The 16,669-nt window shown below is 59.6% G+C and carries 13 protein-coding genes and 1 pseudogene; 12 read left to right on the top strand and 2 right to left on the bottom strand.

Translation table 11 applies throughout. From position 1 onward, the window contains the following. Positions 1-32 precede the first annotated feature (32 nt). Entirely contained in the window at positions 33-1,319 is a 1,287-nt protein-coding gene (gene ugpB, locus HEQ17_RS11115; protein WP_296293737.1) for a sn-glycerol-3-phosphate ABC transporter substrate-binding protein UgpB, read from the bottom strand. Between the two features lie 320 nt (positions 1,320-1,639). On the opposite strand from ugpB, the pseudogene HEQ17_RS11110 reads away from it, so the two are divergent. From HEQ17_RS11110 to aspS, 10 genes and pseudogenes are all read left to right on the top strand, one after another. Then, positions 1,640-5,517: pseudogene (locus HEQ17_RS11110) on the top strand (FAD/FMN-binding oxidoreductase). 41 nt (positions 5,518-5,558) lie between these two features. Continuing rightward, entirely contained in the window at positions 5,559-5,978 is a 420-nt protein-coding gene (locus HEQ17_RS11105) for a DUF971 domain-containing protein (RefSeq protein WP_296292809.1), read from the top strand. A gap of 10 nt (positions 5,979-5,988) precedes the next feature. After that, on the top strand, positions 5,989-6,720 hold the full coding sequence (ubiE, locus tag HEQ17_RS11100; protein ID WP_296292808.1) for a bifunctional demethylmenaquinone methyltransferase/2-methoxy-6-polyprenyl-1,4-benzoquinol methylase UbiE: 732 nt from the start codon (positions 5,989-5,991) through the stop codon (positions 6,718-6,720). 35 nt (positions 6,721-6,755) lie between these two features. Next, a complete protein-coding gene (locus HEQ17_RS11095) occupies positions 6,756-7,778 on the top strand; it encodes a TIM44-like domain-containing protein (protein ID WP_296292807.1) in 1,023 nt (340 codons plus the stop codon). A 46-nt stretch (positions 7,779-7,824) separates the two neighbouring features. After that, positions 7,825-8,385 carry a hypothetical protein gene (locus HEQ17_RS11090; protein ID WP_296292806.1) on the top strand — a complete coding sequence of 187 codons (561 nt, stop codon included), beginning with the start codon at positions 7,825-7,827 and terminating at the stop codon, positions 8,383-8,385. Then, positions 8,382-9,959: a ubiquinone biosynthesis regulatory protein kinase UbiB gene (gene ubiB, locus HEQ17_RS11085; RefSeq protein ID WP_296292805.1), complete on the top strand. Its 1,578-nt coding sequence runs from the start codon at positions 8,382-8,384 to the stop codon at positions 9,957-9,959. Before HEQ17_RS11090 ends, ubiB begins: the two co-directional genes overlap by 4 nt. Positions 9,960-9,983: 24 nt before the next feature. Then, positions 9,984-11,459: a sodium:solute symporter family protein gene (locus HEQ17_RS11080; protein ID WP_296292804.1), complete on the top strand. Its 1,476-nt coding sequence runs from the start codon at positions 9,984-9,986 to the stop codon at positions 11,457-11,459. A 114-nt stretch (positions 11,460-11,573) separates the two neighbouring features. Continuing rightward, a complete protein-coding gene (locus HEQ17_RS11075; RefSeq protein WP_296292803.1) occupies positions 11,574-11,894 on the top strand; it encodes an FmdB family zinc ribbon protein in 321 nt (106 codons plus the stop codon). A gap of 30 nt (positions 11,895-11,924) precedes the next feature. Next, positions 11,925-12,599, top strand: a complete 675-nt coding sequence (locus HEQ17_RS11070) for a DUF502 domain-containing protein (protein WP_296292802.1) — start codon at positions 11,925-11,927, stop codon at positions 12,597-12,599. 45 nt (positions 12,600-12,644) lie between these two features. Then, positions 12,645-14,459, top strand: coding sequence for an aspartate--tRNA ligase (gene aspS, locus HEQ17_RS11065; protein WP_296292801.1), 1,815 nt, complete (start codon positions 12,645-12,647; stop codon positions 14,457-14,459). A 265-nt stretch (positions 14,460-14,724) separates the two neighbouring features. Here aspS and HEQ17_RS11060 read toward each other — a convergent pair whose 3' ends face one another. Then, a complete protein-coding gene (locus tag HEQ17_RS11060; protein WP_296292800.1) occupies positions 14,725-15,114 on the bottom strand; it encodes an RNA-binding protein in 390 nt (129 codons plus the stop codon). Positions 15,115-15,458: 344 nt separating this feature from the next. On the opposite strand from HEQ17_RS11060, the gene nudB reads away from it, so the two are divergent. Together nudB and HEQ17_RS11050 are read left to right on the top strand one after the other, a co-directional pair. Next, the gene (nudB, locus tag HEQ17_RS11055; protein ID WP_296292799.1) at positions 15,459-15,917 is read left to right on the top strand and encodes a dihydroneopterin triphosphate diphosphatase; all 459 of its coding nucleotides are present in this window, start codon (positions 15,459-15,461) and stop codon (positions 15,915-15,917) included. Next, entirely contained in the window at positions 15,917-16,669 is a 753-nt protein-coding gene (locus tag HEQ17_RS11050) for an endonuclease/exonuclease/phosphatase family protein (protein WP_296292798.1), read from the top strand. The genes nudB and HEQ17_RS11050 overlap by 1 nt, the downstream gene beginning before the upstream one ends.

Here is a 16,669-nt window from a genome sequence, read left to right as displayed (position 1 = left end):
CAAAACCTGGGCAACCTGCCCGGGTTCAACACTCACTTGTTGGCTTTTTGGAAGCGCTCGAGTTGCTCGTTGCCACGCTTGACCGCGGCGTCCAGCGCTTCTTTGGGGCCTTTTTTACCAGCCCAGACCTGTTCGAGCTCTTCGTCGTTGATGGTGCGGATCTGCACAAAGTTGCCCAAGCGGATGCCGCGTGACTTTTCAGTGGTCTTGCGGATCATCTGCTCCACCGACACATCGGTGCCAGGGTTTTGCTTGTAGAAGCCCGATTTCTCGGTCATTTCAAACGAGGCGGGTGTCAAAGGCAGGTAGCCCGTACGCTGGTGGCTGCGGGCATCGACTTCGGGCTTGGACAGGTGGGCGAAGAACTGGGCCACGCCCTTGTATTCCTCGGCCTTCTTGCCCGACATCACCCAAAGGCTGGCGCCGCCAATCACGGTGTTTTGCGGCGCACCGGTCACATCGGGGTAGTAAGGCAAGGTGCTGATGCCACTGGCGAACTTGGCGTTGCGCTTGATGTTGCCATACAGCGCAGAGCTACCCGTGGTCATGGCGCATTCGCCAGACACAAACACCGCATCGGCCGCGTTGCCCCGGCCCTTATAAACAAACAAGCCGGTTTTGGACATGTTGGCCAGGTTCTCGATGTGGCGCACATGCAAGGGGCTGTTGAAGTTCAGACGGGCGTCGATGCCGCGCATGCCGTTGCCCTTGGTGGCGAATTCGGTGTTGTGCCAGGCCGAGAAGCTCTCGAGCTGTGTCCAGCTCACCCAGCTGGTGGTGAAAGGGCACTTGTGACCCGAGGCCTTGAGCTTGGCAGCCGCCAGCGCGACTTCAGGCCAGGTTTTGGGTGGTTTTTCAGTGTCAAGGCCCGCAGCCTTGAAGGCATCTTTGTTGTAGTGAAAGACCGTGGTGGAACTGTTGAAAGGAAAGCTCAGCATCTGGCCGTTAGGGGCCGTGTAGTAGCCAGCTACTGCAGGCACGTAGTTTTTAGGCTCGAACTTGACGCCAGCGTCAGCCATCACTTTGCCTACAGGCACGATGGCGCCTTTGCTGGCCATCATGGTGGCGGTGCCCACTTCAAACACCTGCAGAATGTGCGGGGCGTTGCCCGCACGGAAGGCGGCGATGGCCGCCGTCATGGATTCGTCGTAGCTGCCCTTGAACGTGGGCACAACTTTGTACTGTGTCTGACTGGCATTGAAGTCTTTGGCGTGGTCGTTGACCCATTCGCCCAAGGCGCCGCCCATGGAGTGCCACCATTGAATTTCGGTTTGGGCTTGGGCCGACAGACTGGCCAGGCCCAAGGCCAGGGCGGTGATCGAGAGTTTGAGTTTCGTGCGGGCTCCTGATAGGGGTAAAACAAGAATGAATCGACCGCTTGGGGTGTCCAATGGGGTGTCCAAGCTTGAAGGCCATCGCCTTGTATTGGGTCTGATTCAAAGGTATTGCTGATTAAAACCCTGTGAAAGATCCGTGACAACCCGGACTTTCCATGAGTCCAGACCCCTGCGTGACAGGTGTCCCCACCCCCGGCGCGTGTTTGCTGCACTGCGGTAACATCTGTTCTCAGCCGGTTTGACGCCTCCGTCCAGGTCTGGCTGAACGCGTTTTCACCCACGCCTTTGACCGTGCACCCCCCATGAATGCTCCCACCACGCTCCAACATTTGATGCAAGCCGACGCCGATGCGCCGCGCTTGCGCGAGATTCCTTACAACTACACCAGCTTTTCAGACCGCGAAATCGTGCTGCGCTTGCTGGGCGAGTCGGCTTGGGATCTGCTGAACCAGTTGCGCCAGGAGCGCGGCACGGGCCGCTCTGCCCGCATGCTGTACGAAGTGTTGGGCGACATCTGGGTGGTGGAGCGCAACCCTTATCTGCAGGACGACCTGCTGGACAACCCGGCCCGCCGCAAACTGCTGGTGGAAGCCTTGCAGCATCGCCTGGGCGAGGTGCAAAAGCGCCGCACCCCCAGCGTGGACGCCGCCCGCGACGCCTTGGTCGGCCAACTGTTGGCCATGGCCACCCAGGCCGTGACGCAGTTCAATGAGCGCTTTGGCCGCATGGCCAAGCTGCGCAGCCAGGTGCAAAAGACTTTGGGCCGACTCACGGCCAAGGACAACATCAAATTCGATGGCCTCTCGCGTGTGAGCCACGTGACCGACGCGACCGACTGGCGCGTGGAATACCCCTTTGTGGTCCTGACACCTGACTCCGAAGAAGAAATGGCGGGTCTGGTCAAGGGCTGTATCGACCTGGGCCTGACCATCGTGCCCCGGGGCGGCGGCACGGGCTACACCGGCGGCGCTATTCCCTTGACCTGGAAGAGCGCGGTGATGAACACCGAGAAACTCGAAGCCATGACCGAGGTCGAGATGTTCGATCTGCCCGGCGTGGCCCACCCGATTCCCACCATCTGGACCGAAGCCGGGGTGGTCACCCAGCGCGTGGCCGATGCGGCTGAGCGCGGCGGTTTTGTGTTTGCGGTGGACCCGACCTCTGCAGAAGCTTCTTGCATTGGCGGCAACATCGCCATGAACGCGGGCGGCAAAAAAGCCGTGCTCTGGGGCACGGCGCTGGACAACCTGGCCAGCTGGCGCATGGTCACCCCCGACGCCGAATGGCTGGATGTGGTCCGCATGGACCACAACATGGGCAAAATCCACGATGCCGAAGTGGCCACGTTTGAGCTGCGCTACTTCAAGGCCGACGGCAAAACCCCGATCCGCACCGAAACCCTGGTCATCCCCGGCAAAACCTTCCGCAAAGAAGGCCTGGGCAAGGACGTGACCGACAAGTTCCTGAGCGGTTTGCCGGGTGTGCAAAAAGAAGGCTGCGACGGCCTGATCACCAGCGCCCGCTGGGTGATGCACCGCATGCCCACGCACACCCGCACCGTGTGCATGGAGTTCTTTGGCCACGCCCGCGAGGCGGTGCCCAGCATCGTCGAGATCAAGGACTTCATGTTTGCCGAGCAAAAGCGCACCGGCACCGTGATGGCGGGTCTGGAGCATCTGGACGACCGCTATTTGCGGGCGGTGGGTTACTCCACCAAGTCCAAGCGCGGCGGCTTCCCCAAGATGGTCTTGATCGGCGACATCGCCGGTGACAATGCCGACGACGTGGCCAAAGCCACGTCCGAGATCGTGCGCATCGCCAACTCGCGCAGCGGCGAAGGCTTCATTGCCATCAGCCCCGAAGCGCGTAAAAAGTTCTGGTTGGACCGCAAGAAAACAGCGGCCATTTCGCGCCACACCAACGCCTTCAAGGTCAACGAAGACGTGGTGATCCCCTTGCCGCGCATGGCCGAGTACACCGACGGCATCGAGCGCATCAACATTGAGCTGTCGCTGCGCAACAAGCTCAAGCTGTGCCGTGAAATCGAAGCCTTTTTGGAGCGTGGCAACCTGCCTTTGGGCAAGCAAGACGATGCCAACGACATCCCGTCTGCCGAGTTACTCGAAGACCGTGTGGCGCAAGCCCTGGCCGTGGTGCGCGAGGTGCAGGCGCAGTGGCAAGGCTGGCTCACGCAAGTCGATGCGCTGTTCCCCCAGCTGCAAGAGCACACTTTGCGTGCCAGCTGGAAGACGCAAATCCGTCCGGCTTTCCAGAACATCTTCTCGGGCTCGGCCTTTCCTGCCGATTACTGAACGAGGTCACGGCCATTCACCAGCGCGTGCTCAAGGGCCGCGTGTGGGTGGCGCTGCACATGCATGCCGGTGACGGCAATGTGCACACCAACATTCCGGTCAACTCCGACAACTACGAGATGCTGCAAACCGCGCACGAAGCGGTGGCCCGCATCATGGTGCTGGCGCGCAGTCTTGACGGTGTCATCTCGGGCGAGCATGGCATTGGCATCACCAAGCTGGAGTTTTTGACCGACGCCGAGTTGGCCAACTTCACCGCCTACAAAGCCAAAGTGGACCCGCAAGGGCGCTTCAACAAAGGCAAGCTGCTGCGCGGCGCAGCCCTCACGGGCTTGGGTGACGATGTGCACGCGGCCGACCTGACGCACGCCTACACCCCCAGCTTTGGCCTGATGGGCCACGAGTCGCTGATCATGCAGCAGTCGGACATAGGTGAGATCGCTGCCAGCGTGAAAGACTGCTTGCGCTGCGGCAAGTGCAAACCCGTGTGCGCCACGCATGTGCCGCGTGCCAATTTGCTCTACAGCCCGCGCAACAAAATCTTGGCCACGTCATTGCTGGTCGAGGCCTTTCTGTACGAGGAGCAGACGCGCAGGGGCATCTCCATCAAGCACTGGCAAGAGTTCGAAGACGTGGCCGATCACTGCACTGTTTGCCACAAGTGCCTGACGCCTTGCCCGGTGAACATCGACTTTGGCGAAGTGTCGATGAACATGCGCAACCTGCTGCGCAAGATGGGGCAAAAGAGCTTCCGGCCAGCGGCGGAGTTTCAGTCTTGGTTCATTGGTACCGCCAGTCCGAACGCCATTGCGTTGGGTCAGGCGTTGACCAAAATCAGTTTCAAGGCGCAACGCTTTGGCAACCGCGTGTTGAATGTTTTTGCACGTCAGCAAACCAAGGCACCTCCAGCGTCTGTGGGACAACCGCCGATTAAGGAGCAGGTGATTCACTTCATCAACAAGAAAATGCCTGGGGGCCTGCCCAAGAAGGGCGCTCGTGCTTTGCTCGACATCGAAGACAAAGACTTCGTGCCGATCATCCGTGACCCTAAAACCACGAGTGCGGAGACCGAGGCGGTGTTTTACTTCCCCGGCTGCGGCTCCGAGCGCCTGTTCAGCCAAGTGGGCTTGGCGACGCAGGCCATGCTGTGGCATGCGGGCGTGCAAACGGTGTTGCCACCGGGCTACCTGTGCTGCGGTTACCCGCAAAAGGGTTCGGGTCAGTTCGACAAGGCCGAAAAAATCATCACCGACAACCGGGTGCTGTTCCACCGCGTGGCCAACACGCTCAACTACCTCGACATCAAGACGGTGGTGGTCAGCTGCGGCACCTGCTACGACCAGCTGCAGGGCTACGAGTTCGACAAGATTTTCCCGGGCTGCCGCATCGTGGACATTCACGAGTACCTGCTCGAAAAAGGCATCAAGCTCGAATCCCAAGGCGCGTACCTCTACCACGACCCTTGCCACAGCCCGATGAAGTTGCAAGCGCCCATGAAAACTGTCACAGCATTGTTGGGCGATGGTGTGATGGAGAGCAGTCGCTGCTGTGGTGAAAGCGGTGGTTTGGCCACGTCACGCCCTGATATCTCCACACAGATTCGCTTTCGCAAAGAAGAAGAAATTCGCAAAGGCGAGGTCGCTTTGCGTCAATCGGGCGCGGTCAAAGCAGACGAGAACATCAAAATTCTCACCTCTTGCCCGAGCTGTCTGATGGGCTTGAACCGCTACCAAGACGACCTGCAAAACGGTCTGCTCGAAGCCGACTACATCGTGGTCGAGATGGCCAAACACATCCTGGGCGAGAACTGGATGCCCGAATACGTGAGCGCTGCCAACGCAGGCGGCATTGAGCGCGTGCTGGTGTAAGCCCAACGCGCAACCCGACAGCAAGATTTCGAAAGCAAAAGATGGCCGGATTGAAAAAAGACATGCCCCACCCCGAGTCGCTGACCCTGCACGGTCAGACCCGGGTGCTGGAGATCGGGTTTTCCGACGGGGCGCAGTTCCGCATCCCGTTTGAGTTGATGCGCGTGTATTCGCCCTCGGCCGAGGTGCAAGGCCATGGCCCCGGCCAGGAAGTGCTGCAGACCGGCAAGCGCGAGGTCGGCATTGCCGAGATCGAGCCTGTGGGCAATTACGCCGTGAAACCCACCTTCACGGATGGGCACGAATCGGGCCTGTTCACCTGGGAATACCTGTACTTTCTGGGCGACCAAGAGGCCGCTCTCTGGAAACAGTACGAAGACCGCCTGCAAGCCGCGGGCATGAGCCGGGACGCGCCCATGATCGAAGCCTCAGCGGGTGGCAGTTGCGGTCACAAGCATTGAGGTGACGAACATGAGCAGTACCCACTTCGGTTTCAAAACCGTCGACGAGACCGAAAAAGCCAAGCACGTGCGCGGCGTGTTCGACTCGGTCGCGTCCAAATATGACGTGATGAACGACCTGATGTCCATGGGCCTGCACCGCGTCTGGAAGGCTTACACCGTGCAAGTGGCCAACCTCAAAGAGGGCGATCAGGTGCTGGACATTGCAGGTGGCACGGGTGACTTGGCCATGGCGTTTGCCAAAAAGGTGGGTGCCACCGGCCGCGTGGTGCACACCGACATCAACGAAGCCATGCTCTCCACCGGGCGTGACCGCCTGGTCGACCACGGCTTGGCCTTGGCCACGCTGGTGTGCGATGCCGAGAAGCTGCCCTTTCCAGATGGCCACTTCAACGTGGTCAGCGTGGCCTTTGGCCTGCGCAACATGACGCACAAGGACGTGGCGCTCAAAGAGATGTGCCGCGTGCTCAAGCCGGGGGGCAAGTTGCTGGTGCTGGAGTTTTCCAAGGTGGCCAAGCCCCTTGAAAAAGCCTACGACTGGTACAGCTTCAAGATCCTGCCCAATTTGGGCAAGCTGGTGGCGGGCGATGCCGACAGTTACCGTTACCTGGCCGAATCGATCCGGATGCACCCTGGGCAGCAAGAGCTGAAAACCCTTATGAAAAATGCCGGATTTGGTCATGTGGATTTTCACAATTTGTCTGCGGGGGTGGTAGCCTTGCATTTGGGCATCAAATGTTGACGCCTGAAAACTGAATTTACTGAGATGGAGACACCATGAACAGCAAACTTGTTACCCTGATGCTCGCTGGCGTGATGGCCTTGGGCAGTCTGAACGCCGAGGCTGCACGCCGCATGGGTGGCGGCAAGTCTGTCGGACAGCAATCCAACCAAGTGACCAAGCGCGATGCCGCACCCCAAACACCGGCTGCACCAGCGCAAAACGCCGCTCCTGCCAATGCCGCCAAACCCGGTGCTGCCCCTGCTGCGGCCGCACCCAAGCGCCCATGGGGCGCGATGTTGGGTGGCTTGGCCGCTGGCTTGGGTTTGGCCTGGTTGGCCAGCTCACTCGGCATGGGTGAAGCCTTTGGCAACATCTTGATGGCTTTGTTGATTGGCGTGGCAGTGGTTGCCGTGATCGGCATGGTCATGCGAGCCCGCCGTGGTGGCGTGGCTCAGTCGGGTGGCTTGGCTTACCAAGGTGCCGGCGGATCATCTCAAAACCCGGCCACTTTCAAACAGTACAGTCCCAACAACGTGGGCAACGATGCTTCCGCCCGCCCTTGGGAAAGCCAAAACACTCGATTTGACGGTTCAACGGCCTCCCAGTCCACCGGTTCCATGATCGGTTCGGGCATCGGCTCCGGCCTGAACGTCCACAGCAGCGACCCCTTGAGCGGCTCGCAAACCTGGGGCATCCCTGCTGGTTTTGATGTCGACAACTTTGTCAGCGCAGCCAAACGCAATTTCGTGACGCTCCAGGACGCCTGGGACCGCTCGGACATCTCTGCCCTGCGCGCCATGATGACCGACGCCATGGTGGTCGAGATCCGCAACCAGTTGGCCGAGCGTGAAGCCCAGTTCCCAGGTCAACCCAACAAGACCGAGGTGGTCATGCTCGATGCGCAGCTGTTGGGTATTGAAGAGCAGGCCGATGTCTACATGGCCAGCGTGGAATTCAACGGCATGATCCGCGAAGACGCATCTTCCGGCCCCAGCCCGTTCCGCGAGGTCTGGAACATGACCAAGTCCAAGCAAGGCGGCGGCTGGCTGGTTGCTGGAGTGCAAGCCCTTCAATAACTCGCGGCTCCAAAAGGGGCTGTGCTTTCGGGAATAATCGGGGACTATGGCAACACAGTCCCCTTTTTCTTGGGCCGCTCAGGCACTCCCCGATATGCTGCAACGCTTCACGCAAGAGTTTCAGCCCCCCACTTGGTTGGTGGATGAAACGATCAACCGCTTGGTGTTGTTCCTCAACCATGTCTTGATGAGTGAGTCCGAGGCCAGGGCCCGCTTGGCCAGGCAAAAAGGCCAGCGCATCGAACTGGTCTGGCAGCGCATGCGGCTGCAACTGACGCCTACCCCCGCAGGCTTGCTTGAGCATGGTCACTTCGAGGGCTTTGACCTTCGCCTGACAGTGACCGAAGAGTCACCCGTCTCAATGGCTACGGCATTGGCCCGGGGTGACAAACCCAAAGTTCGCATCGAAGGCGATGTGCAACTGGCTGCCGAGGTCAACTGGTTGATCGACCATGTGCGCTGGGATGCCGAAGAGGACCTGGCCCGCTTGATCGGCGACGCCCCAGCCCACACCCTGGCGCAAGCCGCAAGGCAGGCCGTGACTGCTTTGCGCAGTTTTGTCGCCCAGCGGCCAGGTACCGGGCTGCGAACGGGCAGCGTAGCATGATGCGCTGGGGCCGTCTCGGGCGCGGTGCCTTCATCATTTTCATCGTCTTGCGCTATGGCCTGGACGAGCTGGTGCTCTCCAGTTTTCAAAAGCCCTGGATTCGCCTGCTGGCCCGTGTGCTTTCGGTAGGTCGTGACCTGCGCTCGCCCCGGGCGGTGCGTCTGCGTGAAGCGCTCGAACGCCTGGGCCCGATTTTTGTGAAATTCGGCCAGGTGTTGTCCACGCGTCGTGACTTGCTGGCGCCCGATATCGCAGAGGAGTTGGCCAAGCTGCAAGACCGGGTCCCGCCTTTCAGCTCGGCCATCGCGGTGGCGTCGATCGAGCGGGCTTTCAACCGCAAGGTGGATGACATTTTCGAGACTTTTGAGCGCGAGCCTGTGGCCAGTGCTTCGATCGCGCAAGTCCACTTTGCCACTTTGCGCGGCAAAGGGGGCGTGGTGCGCGCGGTGGCGATCAAGGTCTTGCGCCCAGGGATGCTGCCCGTCATTGACAAAGACATCAGCCTCATGCGCATGATGGCTGGTTGGGTGGAGAGTCTGAGCACTGATGGCAAACGACTCAAGCCTCGCGAGGTGGTGGCTGAGTTTGACAAATACCTGCACGACGAGCTGGACCTGGTGCGCGAAGCGGCCAACGCCGCGCAGTTGCGCCGCAACATGCAAGGGCTTGATCTGGTGCTGATCCCCGAGATGATCTGGGACTTTTGCCACCCGGAGGTCATCGTCATGGAGCGCATGCATGGCGTGCCCATCAGCCAGGTGGACCGCTTGCGTGCAGCGGGCGTGGACATTCCCAAACTGGCCCGCGATGGCGTAACCTTGTTTTTCACGCAGGTGTTTCGCGATGGCTTTTTCCACGCCGACATGCACCCCGGCAACATCCAGGTTAGCTTGGCGTCGGAGACCTTCGGCCGCTACATCTCGCTGGACTTCGGCATCGTGGGCACGCTCACCGAGTACGACAAGGAATATCTGGCGCAAAACTTCACCGCGTTTTTCCGCCGTGACTACAAGCGCGTGGCCGAGCTGCACATCGAGTCCGGCTGGGTACCGCCTGAGACGCGGGTGGATGAGCTGGAGTCGGCCATCCGTGCGGTGTGCGAGCCTTACTTCGACCGCCCGCTCAAGGAAATTTCGCTGGGCATGGTGCTGATGCGCCTGTTCCAGACCTCGCGCCGCTTTCAGGTCGAGATCCAGCCGCAACTGGTGTTGCTGCAAAAGACCCTGCTCAACATCGAGGGCCTCGGTCGCGACTTGGACCCCGAGCTGGACCTGTGGAGCACGGCCAAGCCTTTCCTCGAAAAATGGATGCTGGCGCAAATCGGTCCCAAAAAGCTGTGGGAAGAACTCAAGTCGCAGGCGCCGCTCTACGCCAAACTGCTGCCGCAGTTGCCTCGCTTGCTGCACGGCTATTTGCAGCAGCCGCAGAAAAACGACACGCGGCAGATCGAGCAGTTGTTGGCCGAGCAACGCCGAACCAACAAATTACTGCAAACCCTAATTTACGCCGGGCTGGGCTTTGTGTTCTCCTTGCTCGTTATGCAGGTGGGCATGCACCTGCATCTTTTTTCATAAGTTCCAATCCTGGAGGAGACGAAGGTGCTGCTGACTTTTGTGATCGCTTATTTGGCCGTGACCATCGGCATTGGCTTGTTGGCTGCGCGCCGGGTTCACGGGGCCAAGGATTATCTGGTGGCAGGGCGCAGTTTGCCCCTTTACATGAACGTGGCCACGGTGTTCGCCACCTGGTTCGGGGCTGAGACCGTCTTGTCGGTGTCGGCCACCTTTGCCAAGGATGGCCTCAATGGCATTCCCGGTGACCCGTTTGGTGCCACCGTCTGCCTGGTGCTGGCGGCGCTGTTGTTTGCCAAGCTGTTTTACCGCCTGAACCTGCTGACGATTGGCGACTTTTACAAAGTACGCTATGGCAAGTCGGTCGAGGTGCTGACCAGCGTGGCGATTGTTTTGTCTTACCTGGGCTGGACCTCGGCGCAATTGACGGCACTGGGTCTGGTGATCCATGTGCTGTCGTCTGGGGTCATTGACCTGAACCACGCCATCATGATGGGCGCGGCCGTGGTGTTGTTGTACACCGTCTTTGGTGGCATGTGGTCAGTGGCCTTCACCGACTTGTTGCAGACGGTGGTGATCGTGGTGGGGTTGATGGCAGTGGCCTTGCTGGTGGGCGGCAATGCGGGCGGATTCGACAAAGTGGTGGCACAGGCCGCAGCCGATGGCAAATTCGACATGTTCCCAGCCGATATGGATGCCGCCGCCTGGTGGGCCATGGCGGGTGCTTTTTTTGCATTCGCCTTTGGTTCCATCCCGCAACAGGATGTGTTTCAGCGCATGACCAGTGCCAAGGATGAAAAAACCGCCGTGCGTGGGACACTCATTGGCGGTCTGATGTACTTTGTGATCGCTTTCATTCCCCTGTACATCGCTTACGCGGCGCTGATCGCCCACCCCGAGCTCAAGGCCTTGTTTGACTCGGAAGATGCCCGCGCCATCCAACGCATCCTGCCTGATCTGGTGTTGGGCCAGATGCCCATGTGGGCGCAGATCATGTTTTTTGGTGCCTTGCTCTCGGCCATTTTGTCAACCGCCAGCGGGGCTTTGCTGGCCCCCACGGCCACTTTCACCGAAAACGTGCTCAAGCCTTTTGTGCCCCACATGAGCGACCGCCAGTTCTTGCTGCTCTTGCGCATCATTTTGGTCGCCTTCACGGCTTGCGCCTTGGTGTTCGCCATGAACAGCACCAGCACCATGTACGAGATGGTGCAAAACGCCTACAACGTCACCCTGACCGGGGCTTTTGTGCCGCTGGTGGCGGGCGCTTTTTGGCAGCGCGCCAACACCCAGGGCGCTTTGTTCTCGGTGGTGCTGGGGGTGGGCACTTGGCTGGTGTTCAATTTCCTGGCACCCGAGACCCTGGTACCCGCCAACTTGCTGGGCCTGGCCGCTTCCATTGTTGGTATGTTGATGGGCTCCTTGACCCCCACGGTGATTCCGAACCGAGGGCAGTCCATCGCCAGCGCCTTGGGTCACGCCGATAAATCCCCATCCGGCCTTTGATTCGTCTCAACCGCTGCCCCTGAGTGTGGGGGGCAGCGATAAGCGTCAAAGCCTCGCAGGGCGATGTCAAGCCTATAATTGAAGGTTTTCTTGCATCACCGTCAAAGGCTTTTCATGCCCATTTACGCTTACAAATGCGACGCCTGCGGCCATGCCAAGGATGTTCTGCAAAAAATCAGCGATGCGCCCCTGACCGACTGCCCGGCTTGTGGAGCCCCTAAATTCCATAAACAACTCACGGCACCTGGCTTTCAACTCAAGGGCACCGGCTGGTATGCCACGGATTTCAAGGGATCAGGTGCATCGGCAGCAGCAGCCCCTGCAGCAGCAGCCACCGATGCCGTGGCCAGCCCAGCGCCTGCAGTGGGCGGCGAGACGAGTTCTGCAGCTTCCACCAGCAACAGCGCCTGTGCGACGTCTTGTGCTTGCCACTGAGTCGCACTGAGCCCCCACCGATTGGCCCTCATGATCCAACGCAGCTTCAAACAGTACTTCATCACCGGCTTGTTGGTGTGGCTTCCCATGGGCATCACGGTGTGGGTGATCATGTGGTTGGTCGGGGTGCTCGATGCCATCTTCCTGGCGGTTCTCCACGCCGCTGACACCCTCATTCCGGGGATCCATGCCAGCGCCGAATACCTTCGTGGGGTGCCTGGCTTGGGGGTCCTGATTGTGGCGGTGGTGATCTTTGCCACTGGTGTCTTTGTGGCCAATATGTTTGGTCAGTGGTGGTTGCGCAAATGGCACGGCATGATGAACCGCATCCCCGTGGTGCGCAGCATCTACACCAGCGTCAAGCAAGTGGCAGACACCTTGTTTTCGGGCAGCGGCCATGCCTTTTCTAAGGCGCTGTTGGTGCAATACCCCCGGCAAGGCTCGTGGACCGTGGCCTTTTTAACGGGCACCCCCGGCGGTGAAGTGGTCACCCATATGAACCAGCCCATGGTCAGTGTGTATGTGCCGACCACTCCCAACCCGACATCGGGGTTCTTTTTGATGATGCCCAAGGCAGATGTGGTCGAGCTCGACATGACCGTGGACGACGCCCTGAAATACATCATCTCCATGGGCGTGATGGTGCCCCCCATTCGTGCAGCCAAACCTGGGGCGGATGCCTTGAAGACCCCGCAAGCCACCTGAAGCCCTCTTTTTTCGAACTGTTCCTGCGTTTTCAGAAAGTACAACATGTCCATGCGCTCCCACTATTGCGGTCTGGTGACCGAAGCCCTGACCGGTCAAGCCGTGAGCCTGTGCGGCTGGGTCAACCGCCGCCGTGACCACGGCGGTGTGATCTTCATCGACCTGCGCGACCGCGAAGGTTATGTGCAGGTGGTGTGCGACCCGGACCGCCCCGACATGTTCAAGGTGGCCGAAGAGGTGCGCAACGAATACTGCGTGCAGATCAAAGGCATCGTGCGTGCCCGCCCCGATGGCACCACCAACGAAGGCCTCAAAAGCGGCAAGATCGAGGTGCTGTGCCATGAGCTGATCGTCCTGAACGAGTCGGTCACGCCCCCGTTTCAGATCGACGAAGACAACCTGTCCGAGACGACCCGCCTGACGCACCGCGTGCTGGACCTGCGCCGCCCGTACATGCAAAACAACCTGATGCTGCGCTACAAAGTGGCCATGGAAGTGCGCAAGTACCTAGATGAAAACGGTTTTGTGGACATCGAAACCCCCATGCTCACCAAAAGCACGCCCGAAGGTGCGCGTGATTATCTGGTGCCCAGCCGCGTGCACGATGGCCAGTTTTTTGCCTTGCCCCAGTCGCCCCAGTTGTTCAAACAATTGCTCATGGTGGCGGGCTTCGACCGCTACTACCAGATCACCAAGTGCTTTCGCGACGAAGACTTGCGTGCTGACCGCCAGCCTGAATTCACTCAAATCGATATCGAAACATCGTTCCTGACCGAAGAAGAAATTCGGGACATGTTCCAGGGCATGATCAAACGCGTGTTCCTCAAAACCATCGGCGTGGACCTCGGCGAGTTCCCGGTGATGACTTACCAGGACGCCATGCACCTTTATGGCTCTGACAAGCCCGACCTGCGTGTGAAACTGCAGTTCACAGAGGTCACCGATGTCATGGCAGATGTGGACTTCAAAGTCTTCTCGGGAGCTGCCAACATGAAGGGCGGTCGCGTGGTGGCCTTGCGCGTGCCGGGGGGTTCGGTCGAAGGCGGCGGCATCAGCCGTGGCGAGATCGACGCCTACACCGAGTTCGTCAAGATCTACGGCGCCAAGGGCCTGGCCTACATCCGTGTCAACGACCTGTCCAAGGGTCGTGACGGTCTGCAATCGCCCATTGTCAAAAACATCCACGACACAGCGCTCAACGCCGTCTTGGAGCGTTCGGGTGCAAAGAACGGCGACTTGATTTTCTTTGGTGCCGACAAGGAAAAAATCGTCAACGACGCCATCGGCGCGCTGCGCATCAAGATCGGCCACAGCGTGTTCGGCAAAGCCAACGGTTTGTTCGAAAACCATTGGGCCCCGCTGTGGGTGGTCGACTTTCCGATGTTCGAATACGACGACGAAAACCAGCGCTACACCGCTGTGCACCACCCCTTCACCGCGCCCAAAGATGGCCACGAAGACTGGATGGTCACCGCCCCCGAGAAGTGCATTTCCAAGGGCTACGACATGGTCTTGAACGGCTGGGAAATGGGCGGCGGCTCGGTGCGTATCCACCGTGCTGACGTGCAGCAAAAAGTGTTTGACGCCCTGAAGATCACACCCGAAGAAGCGCAGCTCAAGTTCGGCTTCTTGCTCGACGCCTTGCAATATGGCGCGCCTCCGCACGGCGGTTTGGCCTTCGGTTTGGACCGCATTGTGACCTTGATGACCGGTGCCGAGTCCATCCGCGACGTGATTGCCTTCCCCAAGACCCAACGTGCCCAATGCTTGCTCACGCAAGCTCCGAGCCCGGTGGATGAGAAGCAATTGCGCGAGCTGCACATCCGTTTGCGCAACGTGGACGCTGCCAAAGCTGCCTAAGCTGCGCTAAATCCTGCCAACTGACAACGCCACCTTCGGGTGGCGTTGTCAGTTGTGGTGCACCTTTGTGGTCTAGGTTATCGGCAAATGGGCTGGCGCAATTCCCGGCGGGCCCACAAAGTGCATCACTGGCATGCCAAGTCGGAACGATCCACAAAAAAGGCCTCAAAACCGAAGTCTTGAAGCCTTTGAGGTCTGAGCTCAGCACGAAGCTGAGCTAAAAGTTTTGAAACGGCATCGATGCCGTTTGCGCGGTTTGCAGTGTTCAGTAGCCGCCGCGGCCGCCGCCGCCACCGCCGTAGCCGCCACCGCCGGAGCGATCGCTGCCGTAGCCGCCGCCGGAGCGACCGCCACCGCCGTAACCGCCGCCGCCGCCGCCGAAACCACCGGAACGGGGAGGACGTGCCTCCATCGGACGGGCTTCGTTCACAGTGATGCTGCGACCACCCAAAGACTGGCCATTCATGCCAGCGATAGCGGCTTGGGCTTCAGCATCGCTGCCCATTTCGACAAAGCCGAAACCTTTGGAGCGACCAGTGTCGCGTTCCATCATGACTTTGGCGCTGGTGATGGCGCCGAATTCTCCGAAAGCCTGTTGCAGGTCTTCGTCGCGAACACTGTACGGCAGGTTGCCGACGTAAAGTTTATTGCCCATGGGGGACTCCTCAGAAATACAAAAAAACAAAGCGATGGGGTCCCGAAAGCACAACAAACTGAAAACTGCCGCCGTAGCGCGCGAAACTGACCGATCACCTGACTTGTGCTGTTTTTCATGACAAACACAATCGTATTATGGGGCAAAGAACATAAAAGGGGTTTTCTGCGTGTACTGGCGATGCCTCTCTGGGCGTTTGCGACCCGCTCATGCAGATGGCCCATGCCGCGAATGGCGTGCCTCTCAATACATCAGCGTGATCAGACGGCGGCGGGCGGGGTGGATGTCCACCTGGCTCAATCCTGGCCCGCCTCGGGCTGCCTAGAATGGCTGCTGTGACTTCCATGACCTACAAAATTCCCGAATCTGTGTTGGTGGTGATCTATACCCCCAGCGGTCAAGTCTTGCTCATTCGCCGGGCCGATGCGGGCACTTGGCAGTCGGTCACGGGCAGCAAGGATTCCCCGGAAGAAAACTGGGCCGACACGGCGATGCGAGAGGTGCTCGAAGAAACAGGCATCGATGCGCGGCATCCTCCTTACCATTTGCAAGACTGGCATCTGGAAAACGTTTATGACATTTACCCCGCTTGGCGCTGGCGTTACCACCCACAGGTGAGCCGCAATACGGAACGGCTGTTCGGACTGAGCGTGCCTGATCAAACTCCCATCACCTTGAGCTCGACCGAGCACACCGAATGGCAATGGCTGCCTTGGCAGGTCGCAGCAAACCATTGTTTTTCGGCCTCCAATGCCGAGGCCATCCTCATGCTGCCGCATTTCGAGAACCAGATTGGCCTGTGATGCCTAAGCGGAACGAACACCCTATTTTGCGCGTGGCCACCTACAACATCCACAAGGGTGTGCAGGGGCTTGGGCCAGTGCGGCGTCTGGAAATCCATAATCTGGGCCATGCGGTTGAGCAGCTCGATGCAGACATCGTGTGCCTGCAAGAGGTGCGGCGCATGCACCGCCGCGAAGAGCGCTACTTTTCGCACTGGCCCAGCCAGCCGCAAGCCGAGTACCTGGCACCTGAAGGTTATGAGTCGGTCTATCGCACCAACGCCATCACCCGCCATGGCGAGCATGGCAATGCCTTGCTCTCACGTTGGCCCGTGCTGTCACACCAGCACCAGGACATGTCGGACCACCGTTTCGAGCAGCGTGGCTTGTTGCACACCGAAGTACAAGTGGTTGACCGCGTGGTGCATGTGATCGTGGTGCATCTGGGACTGATGCCTGCCAGCCGCTTGCGCCAGGTGGTGCAATTGTTGGCTTTTATTGAGCAAACCATCCCGCTCCATGCGCCAGTGCTGGTGGCGGGTGACTTCAATGACTGGGGTACTGGACTCGGGCGACGCATGGCGGGCGCGGGCTTTCACGAGTGGCGCGAACGACCCACGCCCACCTATCCCTCGCGTTTTCCGCTCAACCAACTCGACCATGTTTATGCGCGTGGCTTGATGCCGGTTCATGCCATGGCTCCTTCAGGGCGAATCTGGCAGCGTATGTCGGACCACCTGCCTTTGGTCGCCGATTTCGCCTGGACGGACTGA

The organism is Limnohabitans sp., assembly GCF_023910625.1.
In the GTDB taxonomy this organism is placed as follows: domain Bacteria; phylum Pseudomonadota; class Gammaproteobacteria; order Burkholderiales; family Burkholderiaceae_C; genus Limnohabitans_A.
Note: the sequence above shows the minus strand (reverse complement) of the source record. Positions and strands in the feature narration are given on the sequence as shown.

Excerpts from the sequence above, each read along its gene's own strand:
- HEQ17_RS11105 (WP_296292809.1), top strand. The coding sequence starts at position 5,559 with ATGGCCGGATTGAAAAAAGACATGCCCCACCCCGAGTCGCTGACCCTG.
- ubiE (WP_296292808.1), top strand. The coding sequence starts at position 5,989 with ATGAGCAGTACCCACTTCGGTTTCAAAACCGTCGACGAGACCGAAAAA.
- HEQ17_RS11095 (WP_296292807.1), top strand. The coding sequence starts at position 6,756 with ATGAACAGCAAACTTGTTACCCTGATGCTCGCTGGCGTGATGGCCTTG.
- HEQ17_RS11090 (WP_296292806.1), top strand. The coding sequence starts at position 7,825 with ATGGCAACACAGTCCCCTTTTTCTTGGGCCGCTCAGGCACTCCCCGAT.
- ubiB (WP_296292805.1), top strand. The coding sequence starts at position 8,382 with ATGATGCGCTGGGGCCGTCTCGGGCGCGGTGCCTTCATCATTTTCATC.
- HEQ17_RS11075 (WP_296292803.1), top strand. The coding sequence starts at position 11,574 with ATGCCCATTTACGCTTACAAATGCGACGCCTGCGGCCATGCCAAGGAT.
- HEQ17_RS11070 (WP_296292802.1), top strand. The coding sequence starts at position 11,925 with ATGATCCAACGCAGCTTCAAACAGTACTTCATCACCGGCTTGTTGGTG.
- aspS (WP_296292801.1), top strand. The coding sequence starts at position 12,645 with ATGTCCATGCGCTCCCACTATTGCGGTCTGGTGACCGAAGCCCTGACC.
- HEQ17_RS11060 (WP_296292800.1), bottom strand. The coding sequence starts at position 15,114 with ATGGGCAATAAACTTTACGTCGGCAACCTGCCGTACAGTGTTCGCGAC.
- nudB (WP_296292799.1), top strand. The coding sequence starts at position 15,459 with ATGACCTACAAAATTCCCGAATCTGTGTTGGTGGTGATCTATACCCCC.
- HEQ17_RS11050 (WP_296292798.1), top strand. The coding sequence starts at position 15,917 with ATGCCTAAGCGGAACGAACACCCTATTTTGCGCGTGGCCACCTACAAC.